The organism is Paenibacillus sp. IHBB 3054 (genome assembly GCF_051594305.1).
Classification (GTDB): Bacteria; Bacillota; Bacilli; order Paenibacillales; family Paenibacillaceae; genus Paenibacillus_AQ.
Genome location: NZ_JBOFBG010000161.1, coordinates 1 through 475, shown reverse-complemented (window position 1 = coordinate 475; position 475 = coordinate 1). Strand labels below are relative to the sequence as shown.

Below are 475 nucleotides of genomic sequence, written 5' to 3'. Positions count from 1 at the left end.
TTGGTGGATTGGCGTATCCAAATACTTCAAATTGTTATTGAGAGGGGGCGGTTAAGTGAATTTAACGGTTGTCATTATTGCGATTATCCTGTGGGTCTTTTACAAGAAAGGCAGCAATGGATTACCGACCTGGCTGGTCAAAGCTTTGGGCGTATTTTTAGTAGTTATGCTGCTTCGCAATTTAAATGAGGTTTATCATTTCATTTTCGATGAATCGGATGCTTGGTGGCCACTGGTGAAAGAAAATGCCGCACGTTTTAATCAGCAATTGCGAGATTTAATCCGGACCATGATGAAGGGAGGGGAAGGAACGTGAGCACTCCGGAACATTCACCGAAAGAGTCGTTTCCGCAATTCGCGAACCGCATAACGCTGATCAGCGCAGCGGGGAGTGCAACTGTACGCTTTCTTAACCTGTTCCCGGAACTGAATGATTTGGCGGGGACCGTACTGAAATATTCGCTCATACTTTGGG

At 45.7% G+C, this 475-nt stretch carries 1 protein-coding gene; it reads left to right on the top strand.

Annotated features, from left to right (window positions below; all coding sequences use genetic code 11):
• Window positions 1-55: 55 nt before the first annotated feature.
• The gene (locus ACQ76X_RS36250) at window positions 56-316 is read left to right on the top strand and encodes a hypothetical protein (protein WP_342436721.1); all 261 of its coding nucleotides are present in this window, start codon (window positions 56-58) and stop codon (window positions 314-316) included.
• Window positions 317-475 lie beyond the last annotated feature (159 nt).